Genomic DNA, 21,663 nt, shown 5'->3' with positions numbered 1-21,663 from the left:
GTCCGGGCTGGTAGACAAGGGAGTATGCCCGCGACTGAGCAGTTGGAGATCGAGACCAAGTACGACGTCGACGAGCACGCGATCCTGCCGGCTCTGCACGAGCTGCCCGGGGTCGCGAGCGTCGCCCAACCGGTCGAGCTCGATCTGGAGGCGGTGTACTTCGACACGGCCGACCTCGCCCTGGCCTCGAACAAGGTGACCCTGCGCAGACGCACCGGCGGCGAGGACGACGGCTGGCATGTGAAACTCCCGAGCTCCGGCGCCGGCCGGCTGGAGATCCGCCACCCGCTCGGCCGCGCGGTCCAGAAGGTTCCGCTGCAGGTGATCAGGGCAGTTCGGGTGCACGTTCGCGACCGCGACCTCGCGCCCGTGGTCACCCTGCGGACCCACCGGATCGTCCACCGGCTACTGGACGCCGACGGCGAGGTGCTCGCCGAACTGGCCGACGACCACGTGACCGCCGAGATCGAAGGCTCCGAGCCGGATCGCTGGCGGGAGTGGGAACTGGAACTCGTCAACGGCGGTCCCGAGCTGCTCGAAGCCGCCGAGCCGCTGCTGCGCGACGCCGGTGCGACACCAGCAGCGGGTCCGAGCAAACTCGCCCGGGCACTCGGTTCGCGGATCCCGCAGCCGGTCGAGTGGACGCTGCCGAAGAAGCCGCTCACCGCCGACCTCTTCCGCCTGTACGCCGGTGCGCAGGTCGAGGCGATCCGCGTGCGCGATCCCGAAGTACGCCGGGATGTGCCCGACTCCATCCACAAGATGCGCGTCGCCACCAGGCGTCTTCGGTCGGCGCTGGCCAGCTACCGCCCGGTGGTGGATCGCGAAGCCGGAGATGCGATCAGGGCGGAGCTGAAATGGCTCGCCGGAGAGCTGGGCGGGGCGCGCGATGCCGAAGTACTGCGGGAACACCTGGCCGGCGTCGTCGCCGAGCAACCATCCGAGTTGGTGATGGGCCGGGTCGCCGGTGCCATCGACGACCATCTGCGGGCCGTCTACAAGGCCGCCCGGGTTGATGCGCTTGCCGCGCTGGAGAGTGCGCGGTACTTCCGTCTGCTCGATTCGCTGGACGACTTGATCGCGAACCCGCCGCTGACCGGCGACGAGCGGAAGGCGGCCAAGCAGCTTCCGAAGATCCTCGAGCACGACTGGAAGCGGATGCGGAAGGCCGTCCGGCGGATGGAGTCCGCCGAGGATCCGGTGGCGCGGGATCACGAGCTGCACGAAGTACGAAAGGCAGCCAAGCGACTCCGGTACGCCGCGGAGTCGGCCGAGCCAGTGATGGGCTCGGAAGCCACTGCGCTGGCCGGCCGGGCCGAGCAGGTCCAGGAGGTTCTTGGCGACCATCAGGACAGCGTGGTCGGCCGGGAGTTGCTTCGTCAGTTGGCCGTCGAGGTTCACCTGTCCGGCGGCAACGCCTTCACCTTTGGGCGACTGCATGCGGCGGAGGAGTACCGCGGCGAGCATTCGTACCAGCAGTTCCTCGAACTTTGGCCCACGCTCAAATGAGAGAGCCTCTGGCCTACTGGCCAGAGGCTGCCTCGGTGGTTGGTGCTGTCAGGCAGGTCCGCGTCGAAGCAGAACCTGCCTGACAGGTCTTAGTGGTTGACCGCCTTCTCGGCGCCCGCGCCGGTCAGGGAGCGGACCTCCATCTCGGCGAACTTGTCGACGTTGACGGCTTCCTTGCTGGTCAGCGTGCCGATGATGCCGAGCAGGAACGCCAGCGGGATCGAGACGATGCCTGGGTTGTCCAGCGGGAACCAGTGGAAGTCGATCCCGGTGTCGGTGATCATCGACAGGCTGGCGTGGGTCTTCTTGTCGACCTTGCCGGAAACGACCGGGGAGAACGCGATCAGGATGATCGCGGACGCCAGGCCGCCGTAGATGCTCCAGAGCGCGCCGCGGGTGTTGAAGCGTCGCCAGAACAGCGAGTACAGGATCGTCGGCAGGTTCGCACTGGCTGCCACCGCGAACGCCAGCGCCACCAGGAAGGCGATGTTCTGCCCGTTGGCGAAGATGCCGCCGATGATCGCGACGATGCCGATCACGACCGCCGTGATCCGGGCGACCCGGACCTCGTTGTTGCCGCTGATCTGGCCCTTCTTGATCACCTGGCCGTAGACGTCGTGCGCGAACGACGTACTGGCGGTGATCGTCAGACCGGCGACGACCGCCAGGATGGTGGCGAAGGCGACCGCGGAGATCACCCCGAGCAAAAGCTCACCGCCGAGTTCGAATGCCAGCAGTGGTGCGGCCGAGTTCGCCTTGCCCGGTGCTGCCTTGATCCGGTCCGGCCCGACCAGCGCGGCCGCGCCGTACCCGAGGACCAGCGTGAACAGGTAGAAGATGCCGATGATCCAGATCGCCCAGCTGACACTGCGCCGGGCCTCGCGCGAATTCGGCACGGTGTAGAAGCGCATCAGCACGTGCGGCAGACCGGCCGTCCCGAGCACCAGGGCCAGGGCGAGCGAGATGAAGTCGAGCTTGCTGACCCCCGTCGCGCCGTACTGCAGTCCCGGGCTGAGCAGCTTCTCGCCGGCGGCCGGGCTCTTGTCCACAGCAGCGCCGAGCAGCGCGGACAGGTTGAAGGTGTACTTCGCCAGCACCCAGAACGTCATGATGCCTGCGCCGATCACCAGCAGGACTGCCTTGACGATCTGCACCCAGGTGGTGCCCTTCATGCCGCCGACGAGCACGTAGGTGATCATCAGCAGGCCGACGACGGCGATGACGATGTTCTGTCCGGCGCGGTGCGAGACACCGAGCAGGAGCGCGACCAGGCCGCCAGCGCCAGCCATCTGGGCCAGCAGGTAGAAGAAGCTGACCACCAGCGTGGAGATGGCCGCGGCCATCCGGACCGGCCGCTCCTTGAGCCGGAAGGACAACACATCGGCCATCGTGAAGCGGCCGGTGTTCCGGAGCAGTTCGGCGACGAGCAGGAGCGCCACCAGCCAGGCGACCAGGAAGCCGATCGAGTACAGGAAGCCGTCGTACCCGTTGACCGCGATCGCCCCGGCGATGCCGAGGAACGAGGCGGCGGACAGGTAGTCGCCGGCGATCGCGATGCCGTTCTGCGGGCCGGTGAAGGACCTGCCGCCGGCGTAGTAGTCGGCCGCGGTCCGGTTGTTGCGCGAGGCCCGGATCACGATCAGGAGGGTGGCCACCACGAACAGCGCGAAGATCACGATGTTGACGGTCGGGTTGCCGATATCGGTTGCCATCGGCAACAGCAGGGGCGCGCTCACTGGTCCTCACCTTCGATCAGGGTCCGCATCCGCTCGGCCGGCGGGTCGATCTCCTTGTCGGCCCAGCGGACGTAGATCATCGTGATGGCGAAGGTCGAGACGAACTGGCCGAGCCCGAACAGCAGCGCGACGGTGATGTTCCCGCCGACCCGGTGCGACATGAAGCCGTGGGCGTAGTCGGCGAGCAGGACGTAGACGAAGTACCAGACCAGGAACAGGCCGGTCATCGGGAACACGAAGCGGCGGAAGCGGCGGCGCAGTTCGGAGAAGTCCGGTGACAACTGGACATCCCGGTACGTCGTCAGTTCCGGATCGCCCGCGCGACGCGTATCGCTCATCGCGGACCTCCAGACGAATCTCGGGCCGGGCGGAGACCGGCGCGCAGGGTTGTTGGCCAAACTGTGGCCCAGGTCACCCTCGCCGGACAGCACGCACACGCCTCGAGCGCCCAGCGGCCCCGCCCCCTCGCCCGGCGGTGCCCGCCCCCACGACGAACGGTCGAAATCCCGCGACGAACGGAGCTTCCCCGTACTGCGAATGCCAGCGAGCCGGCCCTGTCCGCGCCGAGTGTGCCCTCCTCGTACTGCGTACGCCGGTCGGGCAGTTGGCGGGCGTTGCCGGCGCGGTGTCAGGCGGGCGGTAGGCCGCGGTCGACGTCGACGGCTTCGGGGGTGTGGAGGCGGACCATGCTGCGGGCGGTGCCGCGGGGGATTCTGTGCGGGGTCAGTTTCGACACCACGATGACGGTCAGGAAGGCGAGTGGCATCGTCCAGGCGGCCGGTTGACCGAACAGCGCCTTCGGCCAGCCGCCGGACGGCGGTCCGATCACGTTGACCAGGACGGCGGTGATCGCGGCGACTCCGCCGACCACGAGTCCGGCCGCGGCACCGGGGACGGACATCTTGCGCCACCAGATGCCGAGCACCAACAGAGGGCAGAAGGTCGACGCGGCGACGGCGAACGCGAGCCCGACCGTGTCGGCGAGACTGAGCGCCTTGGTGAGGTTGAAAGCGAGGTACGGGATGGCGATCGCCAGCAGCGCTGCGATCCGGAAACTGTTCACTGCAAGGTAATCGCCACCGGTCAGTCGGTGCAGCCGCGATCGGAGCAGGTCTTGGTCGATCACTCCGGCGATGGCGACCGTGAGCCCGGACGAGGTCGACAGGAACGCGGCGAACGCCCCGGCGGCCAGCAGAGCTCCGAGCAGATCGCCGGTGGTACCGGCGAAGATCCGGCTGGGCAGTTCGAGGACGACGGTGTCAGGCGACGTCCCGATGAGGTCGGCGGCGAAGGATCGCCCGAGTACGGCGTACAGGGGCGGGAACAGGTAGAACATGCCGAGCAGTGCCAGGACGACGACGGTTGTCCGGCGCGCGGCTCGCCCGTCGGGGTTGGTGTAGAAGCGGACCAGGACGTGCGGCAGGCCCATCGTGCCGAAACAAAGGGCCAAGAGCAACGAATACGTCGCGTACAGGGGGTGGTCACGACCGCCTGCGTGGGAAAGCGGTTCGGCCCATTCCGAGCCTGCGCCCTGCAGTGAGTCGAGCAGCCCGACCGGGTGCTCCATCGATCGCCAGGTGATCAGGATGACGAAGATCGGAACGGCGAGCGCGGTGAGTTTCAGCCAGTACTGGAAGGCCTGGACGAAGGTGATCGACCGCATCCCACCGGCGGCCACGTTGATCACCACGATCGCCGCGACGATGGCGGCCCCGACCGCCGGGGGAGCTCCTGTGACCGCATGGAAGGTCAAGCCGGCACCGCGGAGCTGCGGCAGCAGATAGAGGGAGCCGATTCCGGCTACGAGGCCCGAGCAGAGCCGGCGCACCACTGCGGATTCGAAGCGGGTCTCGGCGAAATCCGGCAGCGTGTAGGCGCCCGAGCGACGGAGCGGCGCGGCGATCAGTACCAGCAGCATCAGGTAGCCGACGGTGTAGCCGACCGAGAACCACAGCATGTCGGCGCCGTTCACCAGCACCAACCCTGCGACGCCGAGGAAAGATGCCGCCGACAGGTATTCGCCACTGATGGCGGAGGCGTTCCAACGCGGCGAGACGGCCCGGCTGGCGACGTAGAAATCGCTGGTGGTGCGGGAGATCCGCAAGCCGAACAGCCCGATGCCGATAGTTGCCGCGATCACCAATCCGATCGCGGTCAAACTCATTGCCGATGACATCTAATTCCTCCGGGCCGGCATCATTTCCGCCCGACGAACTCGGTGAACTCGGCCTCGATCCGCTCGGCGTTGCGCACGTAGATCCGCGCCGAGATGTAGACCACCGGGTAGACCACGAAGACCAGCAAGACCCAGGGGAGCGGGATGCCGAGCACCAGCAAATGGCGGGTGGCGGGCAGCAGCGCGAAGAGCAGCGGCAGCCCGCCGAGTACCACGGCAGCGCCGGCGACCACGGCGAGGGCGAGGCGGAGCTGCGACTGGATCAGCGAGTACATGTAGACCTCGCCGAGGCGGGTCTGCTCGTCGATCTCGCGGGTGCCGGCCGGCGTACTGGGGCGGCGGGCCGCGCTCGTCCGAGGGCTCGTCACCCGAACCCGTCGCGGTCCCTCCGCCGGCGTACTCATCCCCGCAGCGAGGTCGACCGGACCAGCAGGTCGCGCAGTTCACGGGTGTGCCGGCGGCTGACCGGCAACCAGTCGTCGCCGACCCGGACCGCGCAGCGACCGCCGTCGACCCGCATCTCGTCGACGTGAGCCAAGGCCACCAACGTACTGCGGTGGATCCGGGTGAACCCGGCGTCGCGCCAGCGCTCCTCCAGCGTGCTCAGCGGAATCCGCACCAGATGTGAGTTCTGGCCGGTGTGCAGGCGCGCGTAGTCGCCCTGCGCCTCGACGTACCGCACGGTGGAACGCTGGACGAACCGGGTCACGCCCGCGAGCTCGACCGGGATGGTTTCCTCTCCTGTGTCGACCGGCGGCGGCTGAGCGGTCGGCGTGCCGGCGTTGACGACTCGGCGTACTGCTTCGGTCAGGCGCTCGGCGCGGACCGGTTTCATCACGTAATCGGTCGCATTGAGATCGAAGGCGTCGACGGCGTGCTCGTCGTACGCGGTGACGAAGACGATCCGCGGCGGCTTGGCGAACTTCGACAGCACCCGGGCCAGGTCGATACCGTCCAGGCCGGGCATCTTGATGTCGCAGAACACCACGTCCAGATCGGCCGCCTGCAGGATCTTCAGCGCCTCGGGCCCGTTGGACGCGGTCAGGATCTCGCCGATCCGCTCGTCCTGCCGCAGCAGATAGACCAACTCGGCCAGCGCCGGCTCCTCGTCATCGGCAACGAGCGCACGCAACGGAGAGTCGGTCATGGCCCACACACTAAGGGGACGCATGCACGCCTGAGGAGTATTTGGGTACTCGGAAACTTACCTTCGTGCCGGCGTCCGGAGCCGTTTCCACCACCAGCCCGTACGCGTCGCCGTACACCTGCCGCAGCCGGGAGTCGACGTTGCCGAGGCCGATCGAGTCGCCACTCGGCTCACCGGCCAAGGCTGCGCGGATCACCTCGGGGTCGCTGCCGGCACCGTCGTCCTCGACGCTGATCTCTGCTTCCGAGCCGCGGTCGAGCGCGCGGATGGTGATGCGCCCGACGCCGGTGCTGCCTTCCAGCCCATGCCGTACGGCGTTCTCCACGAGCGGCTGGACGACAAGGTAAGGGATCGCGACAGCCAGTACTTCGGGCGCGATGAGCAGCGAGACGGTCAGGCGCTCACCGAATCGTGCTTGCTCCAGCACGAGATAGCGCTCGACGTTGCGCAGTTCGTCGGACAGCGCCGTGAACTCGCCGCCTCTGCGCAAGGCGTAGCGGGAGAAGTCGGCGAACTCGAGCAGGAGCTCACGGGCACGCTCTGGGTCCGTGCGGACGAACGAGGCGATCGCGGCAAGCGCGTTGTAGATGAAGTGCGGGCTGATCTGGGCTCGGAGCGCTCTGAGTTCGGCCTCCATTGCGCGGGTGCGTTCCTTGTTGAGCTCCGCCAGTTCCACTTGACCGGAGACCCAGCGGGCTACCTCCTCGGTTGCCCGGACGAGCGCGGCCGACGAGCGAGGGCTATATGCAACCAGTACCGCTACTACGCGTTCTTCGGTGACGATCGGAGCGACGACCGCAGTACGGATCGGGCACTGTGGGTCTTTGCAGGCGACATCATGAGCACCGAGTACTGCGGTCCGCCCGGTGCGCAGGGTGTGTGCGGCGATGGACTTGGCGTCCACACGATGGTTGGACTCGTATGGTCCGCCGACGCCGTCCCAGGCGAGTACGCCGGACGAATCGCAGATCGCGATCGCCGCAGTACCGAGTAGGTCCCGCAGATGCTTGCTCGCCTTACCCGCCGCCTCGGGCGTCAACCCTTCGCGCAAACTCGGCGTGGCCAACGAGGCGGTATGCAAAGTCGCATACGTCGCCTTGTCAGCCGGAGTCCCGAAATGCTTCCGCCGCCGAGCAAACATGCCCCGACGGTAACCCGCCGATCAGACCGAGCGGGGGAGGTAGCCGTGGGTCAGGAGGTTGATGAGGTGGTCGGCTGTGCTGTCGGGGGTCCAGCCGTAGGTGCTGTGGTGGGCGCGGAGGTGGACGTAGGTGAGTAGCAGGGCATCGGTGAGGGCTACGACGAATCTCGTCGGGTTGTCGATCGGTGGGAGGGTTCCATCGGCGGCGGCCTGCTCGAGGATGCGCAGCCATGGGCCGAAGTAGTCGAGTTCCAAGCCGGCTGCGTCGAGGTCCGGTTCGTGGAAGGCCAGGTCGGTGTGGGCGAGCAAGGGGAGGTTCTGCTCGGCGACCGCGCAGAGAGACCTGAGGGCTGCCTGGAGGCGATCAAGGCCGGAGCCGGGCATGGTCAGCGGATGCCACATCAGTTCCTGGTAGTCAGCCGCCAGTTTCCGCCGCAGCACGAGTTCGACGTTGGCGCGGGTGAGTCCGGCTCGCCAGACCGTTGCCCGTGAGACGCCGGCCCGCTCGGCGATCCGGTCGAGGCTGAGCGCCGTCCAGCCGTCCTGGTCGAGCAACTCGGTGGCCACAGCGAGCAATCGGCTGTCCATCGGTCACTCCGTCAGTTCGTGGATGAAACGAACAGTCTCATGGTACGACGAAGCATGTCTAACCCTGAGAGTCTCATCCCGGAGCACGAGGTCACCTTGCGATGGGCTGAAACCGACTCTTCGCACCCCGCGCTTGACGTTCTCGTCCGGCTCATCGCCCTCACCGATGACGCCTACGACGCGGGGGATCTGTCCCCTTATCTGATGGAGCCCGGGCCGGATGGTAGCTGGACGTGGACCTCCAAGCTGCCCGCCGACCTGCGGACGGCCTATCAGCTCTGCCCGGTTCGCGATCGGCCGTTGCGTGGGCAGACGCCGGACGAGGACCGATGGCTGCAGGTTCTTGCGACCGGTGTGCCGGATCCGACCGCCCCCGAGGGCCTGCCACCGGGGACCCTGTGGGGCAATCCCGGTCCGGCTTCGATTCTCGAACTGCCGGCCGCGCTGCCGCAGCCGTGGGTCGCCCGGCGCCCCGACGTACCGCCGGGAGAGTTGTCCCGGGTCGAACTAGGCGACTCCGTCATCCACGTCTGGACCCCCGCTATGGATCAACCGCTGGCGCAATTACCGCTGGTGATCTCCTTCGACGGCGGGTCCTGGATCCGGATCGGAATCACAGCCACGTTCGCGAACCTGGTCGCCGATCGCGCCGTACCGCCGTTCGTCGCCGTCCTGATCGAGTCGATCAATGGTTCCGTCGAGCGCGGACCCACGCGGATCCAGAGCCTCACACATCCGGACCAGTTCGTCGACTTCGTTCTGGCCGAGCTGCTGCCGTACCTGCGCGCCAGCTATCCGGTAAGCAGCGACCCCAGTCGCACAGTGCTTGTCGGCCAAAGCCTTGGAGGCCTGGCTGCTGCCCAGGTCGCGGCGGTCGCACCGGACAAGATCGGCTGGGTGATCGGCCAGTCAGCCGCACTCTGGTGGCCCGGCGACGAGTCCGGCGGGCTCCCCGGCGCGGCGGTGATCGCAGCCTACGAGAAGGCCGGCCCGCGGCGGCCGCGGTTCTTTCTGGAAGTCGGCAGCCAGGAAGGCGACCTCTTGACGGAGAATCACCGATTCCGCGACGTTCTGCAGGCCAGTGGTCACGCGGTGTCGTTCAGGGAATACCGCGGTGGTCACGACCTGGCCTGCTGGCGAGGAGGCCTGGCCGACGGGATCATCGCCGCCCTCCAGTAAGCCGCTCTCCGGTAGGCCTCCGTGCCGCCGATGAGCAATTCCCTGGCGGCGGCAACCTTTTGGCCGGTGGTGGCAACTGGAGGTGGACGTCGACTCGGTCAACTGAACGGATGGATATGAGGACAACGAAGCACGGTGCGGAGCAGCTGCCGAAGCAGCAGCGGTGGGCCTTGGGGATTCCGGTCGTGCTACTGGCTGCCGGTGTGGTGGTTTGCCTGATCGCCGTACTCCCCACCAGGGGCGGCGCTGCTCCTCGCCGTACTGCGGACGTGTCCGTCGCGGGTTCGAAGATGAGAGTTCCGTCCGGTTCAGGCTCCACGGACGCCACGGCCGACGCCACCACCGCACCGACGCCGACGCCCGTCACGAAACCGAAGTCATCGCCCCGTACTACGACGCCTTCAAGCCGCCCGCCTGCGGCTACTCCTAGCCCCCGCGTGGCATCCAGCACTCAGCGCGTGGCTTCCAAGACCCCGCGTACGCCGGCCGCGGCGACCTCGGGATCGCTGGCGGGACGGATCAAGCCCGGCGTCCGGTACCGCGGCGTCGCGACCGCCTACGAGGCAGGTGACGGGAACGGCGCGTGTCTCTACGGGCCGTCCGGCGGCGACCTGATGATCGCGGCGATGAACCACACCGACTACGAGTCTGCCAAGGCCTGCGGGGCGCACGTGCTGGTCCGTGCGGCCAACGGCGCCTCCATCACGGTACGGATCGTCAACGATTGCCCGTTGCCCTGCGCCCCGGGGCAACTGGACCTCAGCCAACAGGCTTTCGCCAAGCTCGCCAAGCTCTCCGTCGGCCGGCTCGCGATCACCTGGTCCCTGGTGAGTCCTGCCGCGTCCGGCACGATCTCCATTCGGTACAAGGACGGGTCCAGCCAGTACTGGTGCGGCGTGCAGGCGATCGGTCATCGCAACCCGCTGGCCGTGTTGGAGGTCCAGACCGCCAAAGGCTGGCGGAAGCTGCACCGCACCGACTACAACTACTTCCTTTCCACCGACGGCAGTGGCTGCGGCAAGGCGATCAGGATCACCGACATCTACGGTGAGCGGCTGACCATCAAGGGGATAGCACTCAAACCGGACGTCGCGCAGCGGACCGGCGTACAGTTCGCGCGGCATTGATCGTGCCGCCGAGCCGTCGTCAGGACATCACCGAACCGCCATGAGCCGGTCAGCGCTGACCTCGCCTCCGCCGGCGTTCGCCGTTCGGCAGCCGGGGAGGGGCGCTGTTACGCTCGGGCAGCTTGTTAACGCGCACATCGCAGGGGGAGGGCGACCGCGGCAGATGCTCCTCGACGACGCGTCCGCGGAGTTCCACGACTTCTTCGAACGCCACCACGCCGAACTGTCGCGTCTCGCGCACCTCCTGACAGGCGAGAAGGACGCGGCCGACGACCTTGCCGCCGATGCGATGGTCGCCCTGTGGCAGCGCTGGGACCGGTTGAAGGCGGCGCAACACCCGGTGGCCTATGCCCGCGGCGTAGTGGCCAACCTGGCGCGGGAGCGGATCCGGAGTACGGTGCGTGAGCGGCGGCGAGTGGCGTTGTTCTGGTCACGCAGTACAGAAGTGGCGGATGGGCCGGACACTGCGGTGGTGCTGGACGTGCGGGCCGCGCTCAGTCGGCTGCCGTTCCGCAAGCGGGCGTGCGTGGTACTGCGCCACGCCTTCGATTTGTCCGAGAAGGACACCGCCGCGGCGCTGGGCATATCGGTCGGTACGGTGAAAAGCCAGACCTCGAAGGGAATGGCCGAGCTGGAATCGCTGCTCGGCGCAGCAGCAGTCGGCGAACTAGCGGCAGGGAGGAGGAACCGGTGAACGAGGACATCAGCCGACGGCTGCGAGAAGCCGCCGAGTCCCACGAACCCAACCGTGCAAGGATTCTGGCGCGAGTCGAGCGCGGCATGGCCGACCCGGCCGTCCGGCATCGCACACCTTCGATCGCCAGGTCATGGCCCCGCGCGGCGATCGTCGGTATGGTCGCCGCTGCCACTCTGGCGACCGGTGGTCTGGCAGTTGCCGCCATCGGCGGAGTTCCGTCGCTGCCGGCCGCCGCCCCCACTCGCACAGCCCGCACTTCGCCCGCTCCGTCCCCGATCGTCACCTCCACTTCGACGCCCTCGGCGCGCGCCACGAGCACCGGTCAAGCCCCTGCCACTACCTCGCCCAGCCCGCGCTCGACTCCATCGGGCGCTAGCCGGCTGCAGGACGGGCCGTTGCGGTCCCAGGGCTCGATAGACGTGCACAGCAACCCCTTCTGGGCCCAGAACGATCTCTTCCTCAAGACCACGCAGCAGCTCACCTCGCTCACCGTGGAACTACGCATTGCCCAGACGGGCGGTGTGCAGAAGACCGGCAACTGGCAGACCCTGTCAAGCGACGACTTCATCGTCACCGTCCAGGAGTCCGGCGGTGCACTGCTCTACCGCTGGACCCTGAAGCCCGGCCGTACCGTGCCGACCGGCGAGCACGAGTTCGCCGCGCAGTACAACCACGCCCCCGGCCCCCGCAAAACCAAGCGCGACACCTACCACGCCCACACCCAAACCCCAACCGGCCCCAGCACAGTCTGGGGAACCTTCACTTCACCCCGCTGATGGTCCCGCGCAGGCGGCCGCCAACCGTGTGGGTAGCGCGGTGGATCAGATTTCTGTGCGGGGGCGGAAGGCTTCTAGGGCTTCGGTGTCTGAGTAGGTGGTCAGGAGGTATTCGGCTGACCAGGCGGTGATGTGGGGGTAGGTGGAGTGTTGGGCGAGGTGGGCCGCGGCCTCGGTGGCGTTGAAGTGGGTATGGCGGAGTTGGACGCCGTTGGGGGTCAGCAGGGCCCAGCTTGCGCCGGGGGCGCCGTAGGGCATGCCGATGCTTCCGGCGTTGACGACCAGGCGGCGATCGACCTGGCGGGCGAAGGGCATGTGGGTGTGGCCACAGACGATGGTTCTGATGTCGTCCGGTACGCCGGCCAGTACCGTTGTCCAGCGGGAGATCGGGCTGTCGACGAGCACCATCTCCTCGTCGTCGCGCGGGGTCGCGTGGCAGAAGAGCGTGTCGCCGAGCGTCACGGTGGTCGGCAGGTTGTCGAGCAACTCCACCTGGTCGGGTCGCAGCTGCGACGCGGCCCACGGGCTGACCGCGTCGGGCGGTGTGCCCTCGAATGAGCCGCGAGCCATCGCGACCAGCTCCCGGTCCGCGTTCCCGCGAACCCAGACGGCGCGTTTGCCCAAGGAAACAAGGAGATCCAGCGTCTCCACCGGCTGCGGACCGCTGGCGATGTCGCCCGCCAGCACGATCACTTCCGCGTCCGCGACGTCAGGCTCCGCCAGCACGGCTTCCAACGCGGGCAGTACTGCGTGGATATCGGCCAGCACCACAACGCTCATACCGACCAGTGTCGCCGCAACCGCCACCCACCCGAGGCCTTCTCTGCTACCAGCAGACGCGCCACCCAGCGAACGGGTGTACGCACCAAAGAGCGTCTACTGGCCGATCATGAGTTCGCCTTTGGCGAGGGGAGTCGCGAGTTCGCAGGCGCCGGTGGTGATGGTGCAGCGGATGATGGATGCTTTCGTCTCCGAGCCGTCGTCGGCGAGGACGAGCAGGTGCTGGTCGTCCTCGGCAACGGTCTGCCGGAACGACAACCCGGACCACTCCCGCAACAGACTCCCGGTCCGAGCGTCGAGCGCCGCGACCAGCCCGTCGGCGTACCCGTCGACCCTCGCCGGTCCGCTGATCGCCGTCCGCCCGTCGGACGTGAAGCCCCTGATCTGATATTCACAGGTCCGCCACAAACGCTTGCCGCTGGCAACTTCAATCGCGGCCGAGCAGGTGCCGTTGTCGTTCAGCACGGTCAGTACTCCGGCTGTTTTGCCGTCGCCGGACAGTGCGGTCGGAGAGGTAATCGTCTTGACCTCGGTGGCCTCCGACTTCGCCGGGTCCCATTCGTACAGCTGCCAGGTAGGCGAGTTCTGGGTTGTGAAGGCGCGGTAGTAGACCTTGCCGTCCTGGTAGGCGAGCACCGAGACGTCCCACCGGTTCGCCAGCTCCAGCTTCTTCACCTCGGGCAGACCGGCGTCGGTGACCGTCGCGTAGACCGTGCTGCCCTCGCGCGCTCCGCCGTCAGTGGCGCTGACCTTCTTGGTCGCATAAGCAGCCTCCTTGCCGTCGGCGGTGCTGACGACCGAGGTGACATCGGGAGTGTGCTCGACCTTGTCGTACTGGATTGTGAGGAGCTCGGTGCCGAGACCTTTGCTGACCACGGCCAGTACGGCGTCGCCGACCCGGGTGATCGCCTGGATCTGCTCGTTGCCCGGCACCTTCACCACGTCGCCTGCTCCACCGCGGACTTCACGGCCGACCAGGTACGCCACCTGCGGGTCACGACCCTTGCTGAGCCTGCTCAGCTTCAGCGACACCTTCACCGGGCTGCCGGCTGCAGACGGAGTCGCCGGTGGCGTCTGGGCGGACGGCGTACCGGCAGGGGTCTGCGGGGCTGAACTGGTGGCGGACAGCGGAGCTGCGGAGTTCGCGCCCGGTTCGGGTCCGCGCTGGGAGGCGATGGCGCCGCCGACCACTACGGCGGCCACTGCGATCGCTGCGACCAGCACGATCAACCGGCCGTTCTTCTGCTTCATTTACGAGGCTCCAAAAGGCGTAACCGTGCCACTTCGACCAGCGACGTAGCAGGCAGGGTAGTGATGACAGGGCCGTTCCCAGTCTCGATCATGAGCTCAGCAGGAGTTGCTCCGGGCTGAGCGGCATCGCGAGCTCGCACTCGCCGGTACTGATGGCACAGCGCACGATCCCGTACGGCGAGTTGTTGCCCACGGCATCCGATGTTCTCACCACCAGCAACAGGTGCTCGTCGTCTTCCGGTGCCGCGTTCTGCACGCAGGCCTTCCACTCCCGGAGCAGCCGCCCGGTCCTGGCATCGAGGACCGCCGCCGCCGAGGCGCAGCTGCCCTGATCGCGTGAGGGGGAACCGAACACCATGGCGCCACCCGGACTGAACCCGTTGAGGGAGTAGTCGCAGGTCTTCCAGGCCCGCAGCCCGGTACTGACGGCGCTGATCGCAGAACACGAGCCGCTGTTGTTCACCAGGAGCGTCGAGGCTGCGGTCTTGCCGTCAGCGGTCAGCTTGTTCAGATACGGAATCGTCTTCACCAGCGAGGCTTTCGGCTCGCCGGGAGTCCACGCGTACGTGCTCCAGGTGGCACCTGAGCCGAGTACGTCGGAGGACTGGTAGTAGACCTTGCCGGCCGCGTAGGCGAGGACCTTGAAGTTCCAGCCGGTCTTTAGCTTCAGCGTTTTCAGCGACGAGCCCGAGTCGGCATAGACAGTGCCGCCCTCGACCGGCGGCAGACCGCCGTCGTACGAGGCAAACGCGGCACCGCTGCGGTCCGCGTTGATCTCCAGGTGGTTGACGCCGTTGATGGTCTTGGTGCCGTGCGCGTTCAGCCGCTGGAGGTGCCAGCCGTTGTCGTTCGTGGTGAGGGCAAGGACGGAACTGTTCACCCGGGCGATCTCGAGGACGTCCTCGGTGCCAGGGATCCGCACCGGTCCACCGGCACCGCCGCGGACCTCACGGCCAACCAGATAAGGGTTCGTGGGCGGCTGTCCCTTACCGAGTCCCTGCAGAGACAGCGTGATCCTGGTCGGTCCAGTGGTAGCCGGTACGCCGGTCGACGGCGGCAGCGGCGCGGCGGCCGCAACACTCTCGGAGTGGGGGACCCGGCGAGAAGCGACTGTGCCACCCAGGACAACCGCAGCGACGGTCACTGCGGTAACCGAGACGACCAGAAGGCCGCTCTTCCGCTTCATGACCGTTCACCCATGAGCCGCAGCGTGTCCCGCCGGGCCGTGCGCGCGGGAGCGGTCGCGAGTTCACAGGCGCCCGAGCCGATGCTGCATCGGATGATCGCGCTCGCGGTGTTCTCGCCGGTGTCGACGACCATCAGCAGATGGTCGTCGTCCTCAGCGGTCGCGCCGAGGAACTGCACACCGGTCCACTGCCGCCGTACTGCGCCCGTCTTGGTGTCGATCGCGGTAGTCGACGGATCGCCTCCCTCGCCACGGAAGTCCGGTGTGGCGATCACGGTCCGGCCGTCCGGCGTGAACCCGTTCAGCGAGTACTCACAGGTCCGCCAGAGCTGGCTGCCGGTCGCTAGCTCACGGAGCGCCGAGCAGAACGTCTGGGCAGCACCGGAGATCTGGTCCACCCCGTTCGTGCCCTGGAAGTCGACCACGGCAGGTGACCTGAAGGACTTCAGTAGGTCGACCTTGCCGGTCTGGGTGTGCCAGGCGTTCAGCGTCGAGGTCTGGCCGTCGCGGTCGATGCTGGCGGCGAAGTACACGGTGTCGCCGTCCACGGCCAGCACGGTGGACGCCCAGTCGTCAGGACGGTTGAGCTTGTTGTCGGTGAAGGCGTTGCGCCAGTACACCGCGTTGCCCTGCCGCCTGGTGTGGTCGGCGTTGCTGCGCGACGTCCCGTACGCCACCGCGTCCTCGTTGACCGAGGTCACCAGGCTCGCAACAGCAGGAGTGCTGCCAGGAAGGATGCCTTGATCCTTGCTGACCCGGACGAGCTCGGAGTCGCCCATGCCGACTTCCAGGATCACCAGCGCGTCACCGTCGTACCGGACCGCGCGGAAGATCTCCTGCCGGCCGGGTACCGTCACGTCCTCTCCGAGGCCGCCCTTGATCGTCCGGCCGTTCACATAGGCCACCTGCGGAGGGCGGCCCGTGGGCAGCTTCGCGAGATCCACCTTGACCGTCGATCTCGCCGGTGTGGCTGTTGCGGCAAGCGGGCTCGCTGCGGTTGCCGGGGACGTGACAGGGCCACGACGAGCCGCAAAGGCCGCACCGCCCACCACAGCCAGTACTGCGACGGCGGCCACCCCAATGGCCAGCCGGCCGTTCCCCGTTCTCACGTTCAGTTGTCCTATCGGTTGGTCGCCGTCGCGGATACGACGCGGGTCGAGCCTGATTTGTTCGTCATGATCCGAGCAGGAGTGATTCGGACGACAACGGGGTGGCCAGCTCGCACTGGCCAGTGCTGATCGTGCAGCGGACCAGTGCCGATCGTGATTGCGGTTCCGGCCGGTCGTGCCACTGCAGCAACACGTGGTCGTCGTCCTCGGCAACCGCGCCGCGCAGAGAGCTCGCGTCCCACTCGCGCAGCAGGGCACCGGTCTTGCTGTCCAACGCGGCGGTCAGCGCATCGCCGTACGGCGAACTGCCGGGTGGGATCGCCAGTACGAACCTGTCGGTCGGGCTGAAGCGCGTGAGCTGGTACTGGCAGGTGCGCCAGCTCTGTCGTCCACTGGCGAGATCTGTGACAGCTGTGCACATGCCGCTGTCGTTGAACACCACGAATCCCGCAACGGCGCTGCCACTGGTCGACACCGCGACCGGAGAAGCTACAGCGGAGACCTTGGTGACTGTCTGCTTGTCCACCTGCCACCGGTAGAGCTCCCACGGTACGTCGGTCCCGCGGGCCGAGTGGAAGTACACGGTCTTGCCGATGACCGCCAGAACCTCCAGGTCGTACACGTGCGGGCGGCTGAGCTGCGCTGTCGGTTTCTTGCCCGGCTCCTGGAAGTAGACAGTGCCGCCGGCCGTCGCGTCGGCCGCGAACCGACCGCCCGATGCGTACGCCGCAGCCTGACCGTCGGCGCTCGTGACGAGCGAGTCGACGCCCGGGACCTGGTTCACCTGCTTGCCCTCGCCGTCGAAGACGACCAGGACCGGGCTCGTCACGCCCTTGAGCTGCACGGTCAGTGTGAGGTCCCAGAGCCTCGCGACGGCAACCAGTTCGTTCTTGCCGGGGATGACCACCGGCCGGCCGCCACCGCCCTGGAGGGTCCGGCCCCGCACGTACGGGACCTGTGGCTCGCGGCCGAGCTGGAGCTTGGTGGCGTCGACAGCGAGCTTCTTCGGCGGCGTACCGGGCTGTGGCTTGTTCGAAGCGGCCAGTGGGACCGCGGTACCTGCAGCGGCTTCGGGGTTGCGCCTGGACGCGAGCAGACCGCCGACTGCCACGGCGGCGACCGCTACTGCGGCCACCACGGCGACCAGCGGCCGGATCCTGGCTGACACGCGCCCTGTTTCCATCCCCGTTTCAGACGCCGCAAGCAGGCGTTCGGTTGGCTCCGAGCGTCACAGTGCTGTGACAGTAAGCGGCGTCTGCGTGACCGAGCGGTGCCGGAACACAGTACTGGCGACACGGTCGCAGAAGGAATCGAGCATAATGCGCACATGGACCAGCCACCCCGGATCGGCCGGTACTCCCTGGTCCGCCGGGTGGGTGCCGGGGGTTTCGCGACCGTCTGGCTGGCCCGCGACGAGCAGTTGGACGCCGAGGTCGCGGTCAAGATCCTCTCGGACAACTGGATCGACGAGGACGACGTCCGGCGCCGGTTCGTGGCCGAGGGACGCTTCCTGCGCCGGGTCGACTCGCCGCACGTGGTCGGCGTACACGACATCGGCGAGGCCGACGACGGCCGCCCGTACCTGGTCCTCACCTACGCCGACGGCGGTTCGCTGGCCGACAAGATCAAGGCCGGCCCGCTGGAGATCGCCGACGTGGTCGACATCGTCACCCAGGTCGGCAGCGGGCTGAAGCAGTTGCATGCCCGGGGCGTCCTGCACCGCGACGTGAAGCCGGCGAACGTGCTGTTCCGGACCGATCCGGCCGGGGACCGCGCGATGCTCGGCGACCTCGGACTCGGCAAGTCACTCGAGACGGTGTCCCAGCTGACCATGCCCGGTGGCACACCGGCGTACGTGGCTCCGGAGCAGGTCATGGGGGACCGCCTGGACCAGCGGGCCGATCTGTACTCGCTGGGCGCCGTCGCGTACGCCGCGTTCACCGGGCAGGCCCCGCACGGCGTGATCAGCCTGGGCGCGGTGATGCGGATCGACGCCCCGCCGCCCTCGATGAGCACGATCCGCAGCGACATCCCCCCGGCGATCGACGCCGTCGTACGCCGTGCGCTGGAACCCGTTCGCGACAAGCGCTGGCCTGACCTCGACAGCTTCCTCGACGCTCTCAACGAGGCCCACACCACCGGCAAGATCCCAGCCAACCTGGTCCCGGCCGGTGAGCTGTCCGTCCCGGCTGGACCGGGCGCGATCGACCAGGCGACCGAACTGTCGGATTCGGACCGGCCCACCATCGCCCCGCTCGCCGGTGGCCTGTCCGAAGCGCAGACCGCCGCTGGGGAGAGCCCGGCGACCACAGCGCCGGTCAGGCGCCGAGGCGGTCGAGCCCGGGCGATCGCAGCCGTGCTAGCCGTAGTACTGGCAGGCGGTGGCGGCTATGGGGGCTACCAGCTCGTCATGAGCCGGCCGGTCGAAGTGCACGACAGCAGTGGGCGGCTGACGGTCAAGGTGCCGAGGGACTGGACACAGAAGTCCAATGGGCCCACCACCGGGGCGAACGCGGCACTGCTGGTCAGTACGAGCACGTCCGACTGGCAGAAGCAGGCCAAGGTCCCCGGAGTCTTCGCCGGAGTGCTGAACGCGACCTCGTTGCCGCCCAGCCCGACGCCGCCGCAGGGCTGCGGTCCCTCTACCCGGGACGACTCGCCGATCGGCAACAAGAAGGCTGTCACCTTCACCTACTCCTGTACGCCGACGGTCGTCGAGCGCTACATCCAGCTCTCCGACAAGGAGCTGGTCAGGATTCAGGTGCGCGACGACGACCAAGCCGAGCTCCGGAAGGTGCTCGACTCGGTCGAGGTCAAGTAGCTACGCCAGTGAGGTCAGGGACGACACCGTGGCCTTGTGGATCTTGCTGATCACGTTGAGCGTCGCCGGATCGCCGCTGTAGAGGTACGAGCCCGACTCGTAGACCTGGTACGCCGTGCCGTTGTACTCCGTGATGCCCTCGGCCATGCTCGGCGACCGGAAACAGCTCAGGGTGGCCGCGTCGAGATCCTTCTGGCCGCGACGTACGACGTACAGGTTGCTCCGGTTGTCCCGGCCGTACGACGTGGCGTAGATGAAGTGGGTCGCGGTGACGAGGAGCCCCTGCGTCTTCGTCGGGATCTCCCAGGCGCCGGCCACAGTGGTGAGCGTGCCGTCGTCAGCGATCTTGTACTCGTACATGGTTCCGCGACCGGTCTCGTTGAACGAGCCGGACCACACGGAGTCGCCATAGCTGGTCAGGAAGGAGGCGCCGGCCACTGACCGCGCGGTACCGACCTGTGCCAGGTACGGCGTACCGGCGGCCTTCATTGCGTCGCGCAGCTCAGTGAGGCGGTACTTGCGGATGGTGTTGCTCGTGCCGGCGACGAACGCCCAGCCCTTGCTGGTGGTGATGCCACCGACGTGCGCCTCGGCGACAGCGACGACGCCGACCGTTGCACCGGTGGACGGGTTGATGCCGTAGATGTGCGAGTCGGCACCGCTGCGGTAGGACGCGACCAGGATCAGGTTCTGGCCGGAGCCGTCCCAGTTGTACCAAGTACCGGCTCCCTGCGGGGTGTACGAACCGAGCTCGGGCACGGTCATGCTGGAGTTGCTGAACCGGGCGTCGTACTTCACCGACGCGGACGGGCCGTCGTAGAAGGTGCTGCCGCCGGTGGTCGCGGTGTCGCAACTGATGGCGGCACTGGCAGTGACAGGAGCAGCGACTGCCGCCGTAAGTGCAGTGGCTGTGGTGATGAAGGCAGTAAGGATGGCAAACGGGCGAGGCATGGGCGGGTCCTCTTCAGGTTGGGGCGGAAACCTTCGGTCAGCTCAGCGTAGTCCGGTAATCATTGACGCGCAGCGCCGCCGTACCGTAGGGCGCATGACCGATCTGAAAGCGGCTATCGACCGCGTTCTGCCCAGTGTTCGTGCCGATCTCGAGGACCTCATCCGGATTCCCTCGGTCAGCCTGGACCCGGCCCGCAAGGGCGACGTCCAGCGATCGGCCGAGGCCACCGCCGCCTTGTTCGAGGCCGAGGGCTTCGAGGTGAAGATCGTCCGCGCCGGCGAGGGCGCGCCGGCTGTGATCGCGAAGAAGGCCGCTCCCGAGGGCAAGCCGACCGTGCTGCTCTATGCGCATCACGACGTGCAGCCGACCGGCGCGGTCGAGGAGTGGACCACGGACCCGTTCGTGCCGACCGAGCGGGACGGCCGGCTCTACGCCCGCGGTGCCGCCGACGACAAGGCCGGTATCGCGGCCCACCTCGCCGCAGTACGGGCCTTCGGCAACGATCTTCCGGTCGGCGTGACGGTGTTCGTCGAAGGCGAGGAGGAGATCGGTTCGCCGACCCTGCTGCAACTGCTCGACGAGTACGCCGACGAGCTGGCCTGCGACGCGATCGTGATCGCCGACTCGGGCAACTGGGCGGTCGGCCAGCCGGCGTTGACAGTGTCGCTGCGCGGCCTGGTCGACTGCTACGTCGAAGTACGGACGCTCGAGCACGCAGTGCACTCCGGCCTCTTCGGCGGTGCTGTTCCGGACGCGCTGACCGCGTTGTGCCGGTTGCTGGCGACGCTGCACACAGAGAACGGTGACGTCGCGGTCGACGGTCTGCACGCTTCCCGTGCGGCCGATCTGGACTATCCCGAGGACCGGTTCAGGGCCGAGTCGAGCGTGCTGGACCAGGTCCGGCTGACCGGTTCCGGCTCACTGGTCGACCGGCTGTGGACCCGGCCGTCGATCTCGGTGCTCGCGATCGACGCACCGCGGACCGCCGAGGCGAGCAACACGCTCGTGCCGGTCGCCAAGGCCAAGGTCAGCCTCCGGGTCGCGCCCGGCGACGACGCGGTCAAGGCGATGCAGGCCCTGGTCAACCACCTGGAGCAGAACGCTCCCTGGGGCGCCCAGGTCGTTGTCACGGAAGGCGATATCGGCCAGCCCTGCTCGATCAACGCCCGCGGTACGGCGTACGACGCGGCCCGGTCGGCGTTCGCGGCGGCCTGGGGGGTCGAGCCGGTCGACACCGGGATGGGCGGCTCGATCCCGTTCATCGCGGAGTTCCAGCGGGCGTTCCCGCAGGCCGCCGTACTGGTCACCGGGGTCGAGGACCCGGACACCCGGGCCCACGGCATCGACGAGGGTCTGCACCTGGAGGAGTTCACCAAGGTCTGCCTCGCCGAGGCCCACCTGCTGCAGAACCTGGCCTGATTTCTTGCGTCCGAAGGACCGAGGGGCAGGGCCCACGGTTCTTCGGACGCAACAGTGTGGCGAACAAGT

Annotated in this window: 20 protein-coding genes; 7 read left to right on the top strand and 13 right to left on the bottom strand. The window is 67.8% G+C overall.

The annotated features are described in order from the left end of the window. Window positions 1-24 precede the first annotated feature (24 nt). Window positions 25-1,509, top strand: coding sequence for a CYTH and CHAD domain-containing protein (locus DIZ26_RS14125; protein ID WP_112241320.1), 1,485 nt, complete (start codon window positions 25-27; stop codon window positions 1,507-1,509). Between the two features lie 89 nt (window positions 1,510-1,598). Here the strand turns inward: DIZ26_RS14125 and DIZ26_RS14120 are convergent, their stop codons facing one another. The 7 genes from DIZ26_RS14120 to DIZ26_RS14090 all read right to left on the bottom strand — a co-directional run bounded on the left by DIZ26_RS14120 (window position 1,599) and on the right by DIZ26_RS14090 (window position 8,297). After that, window positions 1,599-3,245: a sodium/solute symporter gene (locus DIZ26_RS14120; RefSeq protein WP_112241318.1), complete on the bottom strand. Its 1,647-nt coding sequence runs from the start codon at window positions 3,243-3,245 to the stop codon at window positions 1,599-1,601. After that, window positions 3,242-3,583, bottom strand: coding sequence for a DUF485 domain-containing protein (locus tag DIZ26_RS14115; RefSeq protein ID WP_112241316.1), 342 nt, complete (start codon window positions 3,581-3,583; stop codon window positions 3,242-3,244). Before DIZ26_RS14115 ends, DIZ26_RS14120 begins: the two co-directional genes overlap by 4 nt. 290 nt (window positions 3,584-3,873) lie before the next feature. Next, window positions 3,874-5,409, bottom strand: coding sequence for a sodium/solute symporter (locus DIZ26_RS14110; RefSeq protein ID WP_232828335.1), 1,536 nt, complete (start codon window positions 5,407-5,409; stop codon window positions 3,874-3,876). Between the two features lie 32 nt (window positions 5,410-5,441). After that, window positions 5,442-5,789, bottom strand: a complete 348-nt coding sequence (locus DIZ26_RS14105; protein ID WP_232828334.1) for a hypothetical protein — start codon at window positions 5,787-5,789, stop codon at window positions 5,442-5,444. 32 nt (window positions 5,790-5,821) lie between these two features. Next, window positions 5,822-6,568, bottom strand: a complete 747-nt coding sequence (locus DIZ26_RS14100; RefSeq protein ID WP_112241310.1) for a LytR/AlgR family response regulator transcription factor — start codon at window positions 6,566-6,568, stop codon at window positions 5,822-5,824. Window positions 6,569-6,578: 10 nt separating this feature from the next. Continuing rightward, the gene (locus DIZ26_RS14095) at window positions 6,579-7,709 is read right to left on the bottom strand and encodes a histidine kinase (protein WP_112241308.1); all 1,131 of its coding nucleotides are present in this window, start codon (window positions 7,707-7,709) and stop codon (window positions 6,579-6,581) included. A 21-nt stretch (window positions 7,710-7,730) separates the two neighbouring features. Next, complete coding sequence (locus tag DIZ26_RS14090; RefSeq protein ID WP_112241305.1) at window positions 7,731-8,297, bottom strand: TetR/AcrR family transcriptional regulator; 567 nt, start codon at window positions 8,295-8,297, stop codon at window positions 7,731-7,733. 54 nt (window positions 8,298-8,351) lie between these two features. Between DIZ26_RS14090 and DIZ26_RS14085 the strand changes: the two genes are divergently transcribed. From DIZ26_RS14085 to DIZ26_RS14070, 4 genes are all read left to right on the top strand, one after another. Then, window positions 8,352-9,476 (top strand): alpha/beta hydrolase-fold protein, encoded by a 1,125-nt coding sequence (locus DIZ26_RS14085; protein WP_198676094.1) that lies wholly within the window; start codon window positions 8,352-8,354, stop codon window positions 9,474-9,476. A 116-nt stretch (window positions 9,477-9,592) separates the two neighbouring features. After that, window positions 9,593-10,603, top strand: coding sequence for an expansin EXLX1 family cellulose-binding protein (locus DIZ26_RS14080; protein ID WP_112241301.1), 1,011 nt, complete (start codon window positions 9,593-9,595; stop codon window positions 10,601-10,603). Window positions 10,604-10,766: 163 nt separating this feature from the next. Further along, window positions 10,767-11,297, top strand: coding sequence for a SigE family RNA polymerase sigma factor (locus tag DIZ26_RS14075; protein WP_112241299.1), 531 nt, complete (start codon window positions 10,767-10,769; stop codon window positions 11,295-11,297). After that, window positions 11,294-12,076 (top strand): hypothetical protein, encoded by a 783-nt coding sequence (locus tag DIZ26_RS14070; protein ID WP_112241297.1) that lies wholly within the window; start codon window positions 11,294-11,296, stop codon window positions 12,074-12,076. Before DIZ26_RS14075 ends, DIZ26_RS14070 begins: the two co-directional genes overlap by 4 nt. A gap of 45 nt (window positions 12,077-12,121) precedes the next feature. Here DIZ26_RS14070 and DIZ26_RS14065 read toward each other — a convergent pair whose 3' ends face one another. From DIZ26_RS14065 to DIZ26_RS14045, 5 genes are all read right to left on the bottom strand, one after another. Beyond that, window positions 12,122-12,856 carry a metallophosphoesterase family protein gene (locus DIZ26_RS14065; RefSeq protein ID WP_112241295.1) on the bottom strand — a complete coding sequence of 245 codons (735 nt, stop codon included), beginning with the start codon at window positions 12,854-12,856 and terminating at the stop codon, window positions 12,122-12,124. 96 nt (window positions 12,857-12,952) lie between these two features. Then, window positions 12,953-14,107, bottom strand: coding sequence for a hypothetical protein (locus tag DIZ26_RS14060; RefSeq protein ID WP_112241293.1), 1,155 nt, complete (start codon window positions 14,105-14,107; stop codon window positions 12,953-12,955). Between the two features lie 88 nt (window positions 14,108-14,195). Then, the gene (locus tag DIZ26_RS14055) at window positions 14,196-15,293 is read right to left on the bottom strand and encodes a hypothetical protein (RefSeq protein ID WP_112241291.1); all 1,098 of its coding nucleotides are present in this window, start codon (window positions 15,291-15,293) and stop codon (window positions 14,196-14,198) included. Beyond that, window positions 15,290-16,402 carry a hypothetical protein gene (locus DIZ26_RS14050; protein WP_157979708.1) on the bottom strand — a complete coding sequence of 371 codons (1,113 nt, stop codon included), beginning with the start codon at window positions 16,400-16,402 and terminating at the stop codon, window positions 15,290-15,292. Before DIZ26_RS14050 ends, DIZ26_RS14055 begins: the two co-directional genes overlap by 4 nt. Before the next feature lie 64 nt (window positions 16,403-16,466). After that, window positions 16,467-17,570: a hypothetical protein gene (locus tag DIZ26_RS14045; RefSeq protein ID WP_112241287.1), complete on the bottom strand. Its 1,104-nt coding sequence runs from the start codon at window positions 17,568-17,570 to the stop codon at window positions 16,467-16,469. A gap of 159 nt (window positions 17,571-17,729) precedes the next feature. Here DIZ26_RS14045 and DIZ26_RS14040 point away from each other — a divergent pair, with 159 nt between their 5' ends. Beyond that, on the top strand, window positions 17,730-19,223 hold the full coding sequence (locus DIZ26_RS14040; RefSeq protein ID WP_112241285.1) for a serine/threonine-protein kinase: 1,494 nt from the start codon (window positions 17,730-17,732) through the stop codon (window positions 19,221-19,223). Here DIZ26_RS14040 and DIZ26_RS14035 read toward each other — a convergent pair whose 3' ends face one another. Then, window positions 19,224-20,174: a hypothetical protein gene (locus DIZ26_RS14035; RefSeq protein ID WP_112241279.1), complete on the bottom strand. Its 951-nt coding sequence runs from the start codon at window positions 20,172-20,174 to the stop codon at window positions 19,224-19,226. Between the two features lie 94 nt (window positions 20,175-20,268). On the opposite strand from DIZ26_RS14035, the gene DIZ26_RS14030 reads away from it, so the two are divergent. After that, on the top strand, window positions 20,269-21,594 hold the full coding sequence (locus DIZ26_RS14030) for a dipeptidase (RefSeq protein ID WP_112241277.1): 1,326 nt from the start codon (window positions 20,269-20,271) through the stop codon (window positions 21,592-21,594). Window positions 21,595-21,663: the final 69 nt, after the last annotated feature.

The sequence above is a fragment of the Kribbella monticola genome, from assembly GCF_003261635.1.
Taxonomy (GTDB): Bacteria; Actinomycetota; Actinomycetes; order Propionibacteriales; family Kribbellaceae; genus Kribbella; species Kribbella monticola.
The sequence above is the reverse complement of the archived record's forward strand: the minus strand, read 5'-3'. Positions and strand labels throughout refer to the sequence as shown.

What these genes read in the sequence shown, in the direction of transcription:
- DIZ26_RS14125 (WP_112241320.1), top strand. Translation starts at nt 25, where the DNA reads ATGCCCGCGACTGAGCAGTTGGAGATCGAGACCAAGTACGACGTCGAC.
- DIZ26_RS14115 (WP_112241316.1), bottom strand. Translation starts at nt 3,583, where the DNA reads ATGAGCGATACGCGTCGCGCGGGCGATCCGGAACTGACGACGTACCGG.
- DIZ26_RS14110 (WP_232828335.1), bottom strand. Translation starts at nt 5,409, where the DNA reads ATGAGTTTGACCGCGATCGGATTGGTGATCGCGGCAACTATCGGCATC.
- DIZ26_RS14100 (WP_112241310.1), bottom strand. Translation starts at nt 6,568, where the DNA reads ATGACCGACTCTCCGTTGCGTGCGCTCGTTGCCGATGACGAGGAGCCG.
- DIZ26_RS14095 (WP_112241308.1), bottom strand. Translation starts at nt 7,709, where the DNA reads ATGTTTGCTCGGCGGCGGAAGCATTTCGGGACTCCGGCTGACAAGGCG.
- DIZ26_RS14090 (WP_112241305.1), bottom strand. Translation starts at nt 8,297, where the DNA reads ATGGACAGCCGATTGCTCGCTGTGGCCACCGAGTTGCTCGACCAGGAC.
- DIZ26_RS14085 (WP_198676094.1), top strand. Translation starts at nt 8,352, where the DNA reads ATGTCTAACCCTGAGAGTCTCATCCCGGAGCACGAGGTCACCTTGCGA.
- DIZ26_RS14080 (WP_112241301.1), top strand. Translation starts at nt 9,593, where the DNA reads ATGAGGACAACGAAGCACGGTGCGGAGCAGCTGCCGAAGCAGCAGCGG.
- DIZ26_RS14075 (WP_112241299.1), top strand. Translation starts at nt 10,767, where the DNA reads ATGCTCCTCGACGACGCGTCCGCGGAGTTCCACGACTTCTTCGAACGC.
- DIZ26_RS14065 (WP_112241295.1), bottom strand. Translation starts at nt 12,856, where the DNA reads ATGAGCGTTGTGGTGCTGGCCGATATCCACGCAGTACTGCCCGCGTTG.
- DIZ26_RS14060 (WP_112241293.1), bottom strand. Translation starts at nt 14,107, where the DNA reads ATGAAGCAGAAGAACGGCCGGTTGATCGTGCTGGTCGCAGCGATCGCA.
- DIZ26_RS14055 (WP_112241291.1), bottom strand. Translation starts at nt 15,293, where the DNA reads ATGAAGCGGAAGAGCGGCCTTCTGGTCGTCTCGGTTACCGCAGTGACC.
- DIZ26_RS14040 (WP_112241285.1), top strand. Translation starts at nt 17,730, where the DNA reads ATGGACCAGCCACCCCGGATCGGCCGGTACTCCCTGGTCCGCCGGGTG.
- DIZ26_RS14035 (WP_112241279.1), bottom strand. Translation starts at nt 20,174, where the DNA reads ATGCCTCGCCCGTTTGCCATCCTTACTGCCTTCATCACCACAGCCACT.
- DIZ26_RS14030 (WP_112241277.1), top strand. Translation starts at nt 20,269, where the DNA reads ATGACCGATCTGAAAGCGGCTATCGACCGCGTTCTGCCCAGTGTTCGT.